Genomic DNA, 1,686 nt, shown 5'->3' with positions numbered 1-1,686 from the left:
ACATTATAAGGGTGTTTGAATGCCATACAAGAAGTTTGCCTTACCACTCCACCCACTACAGCTGCCCCCCCTTCGGGCCGGGCGGGCCGCCCCACGCCCCCCCCCCAACCGCCAGCCCACCACGACCTCCGGAAGGATCTCCCGCACGTGAGCACCACCGATCCCACCAATCCCCCCGCTTCACCGCGCCACAGGCTCGGCGAGCCCGACGCCGAATGCCGCTACCCCGTCCTGATCGCGGACGACCAGTGCCTCGGCCACATCTTCCGCTGGCATGGCGCATGGTTCGCCATCGCCGCAGGCGGCAGCTCCGAGACCCGCATCGGAGACGGCCGCCTCGGCCGCGACGGCGCACCCCAGCACCTGGTCGACGAGTTCGAGGCGGGCCGTATCTCGCCGTTGCCCCCGGCCGAGTGCTCTCTGACGGCTACGGAGCCGGACGGACCGCCGCCGCTTCTGCACCCGCGCATGCCAGCGACGGACAGCAACATCAAACGTGCACAGGAAGTGCTGGCCAAGCTCGCCGAGTACCGCTGGACGCCGCTCGGCGGTTACCCCGGCAGCGACAACCCGTGGCTGCTGAAGTGCCAGTTCGACGGCTGGACGGGCGTGAAGTACTGGAGCCACCTGCGCGAGAGGCGCAACCGCCTGCCCAGCCCCTTCCGACACCCCGGCTGCATCAGCGCCGACGAGGTACGCGCCCGCATCCCCGCCTACCAGAAGTAGCCCCACCCGGTGCCGGGCCCGGAAAGGCACTCCCAGCCCGGCACCCCGAAGGCCCAACACGTGCGCCCGGCTCCAGCATGGCCGGCGGCGCACAGGCGACAACGGCACGCACCGCTGCGCCGCCCACAGGTGGTGGGAGCGCGGCAACGCTCCCACCACCCCGGCCCACCAAGGACCAGCACATGCAGCCAGCAGACACAGCCCACCCGCCCCGCCGTCCGGCCGGCGGCGCGCACATCCCAGCCGAGCGGCACGTCGTGCAGTTCAGCGCCGGGATCGGCTCGTTCGCCGCCGCCGTGCGCATCGCCGAGCGATACGGCACCGACCGCCTCACCCTCCTGATCGCCGACACCGGCATCGAAGACGAGGACCTGTGGCGGTTCGCCGACGACACCAGCCGACTCCTGGACGTGCCCCTGACCCGGGTCCGCGACGGCCGCACACCCTGGGAGGTCTTCCACGACAAACGGTTCCTCGGCAACGACCGCCTCGCCCCCTGCTCCCAGATCCTCAAGCAGATCCCGTGCCGGGCCTGGATGGCGGAGAACACCGACCCCGCGGACACCCTGGTGTACGTCGGAATCGAGGACACCCCCCGCGACCGCGCCCGGATCCCTGCCATCGCCCGTAACTGGAAGCCCTGGCAGACACGGTTCCCGCTGTGCAGCCGGCGGCAGCCGACTCTCACGAAAGACCAGCTGCTCAGCGAGGCCCGGGCCTTGGGCGTCGAGCCTCCGCGGCTGTACGCACTCGGATTTCCCCACAACAACTGTGGAGGCCGGTGTGTACGGGCCGGGCAGCGGCAATGGCTGCACCTGCTCAAGGTCATGCCCGAGCGCTACGCCGAGGCGGAAGCCGAGGAAGAGAAGCTGCGCGCCCAGCTGGGCAACGTCAGCATATTGCGCGACCGGCGGGGCGGCACGGCCCGGCCGCTGACGCTGCGAGAACTGCGCGCACGAG

At 70.6% G+C, this 1,686-nt stretch carries 2 protein-coding genes; both read left to right on the top strand.

What is annotated here, in order from left to right; all coding sequences use genetic code 11:
- The first annotated feature begins 147 nt into the window (after positions 1-147).
- On the top strand, positions 148-726 hold the full coding sequence (locus ABZZ74_RS54030) for a hypothetical protein (protein ID WP_356951428.1): 579 nt from the start codon (positions 148-150) through the stop codon (positions 724-726).
- Between the two features lie 182 nt (positions 727-908).
- Positions 909-1,686, top strand: a 778-nt coding sequence (locus ABZZ74_RS54025; RefSeq protein ID WP_356951427.1) for a hypothetical protein, incomplete at its 3' end; no start/stop codon positions are given.

This window comes from Streptomyces sp. NPDC006476 (assembly GCF_040612015.1).
Taxonomy (GTDB): Bacteria; Actinomycetota; Actinomycetes; order Streptomycetales; family Streptomycetaceae; genus Streptomyces; species Streptomyces griseorubiginosus_B.
This window is presented reverse-complemented; position numbering and strand designations above follow the sequence as displayed.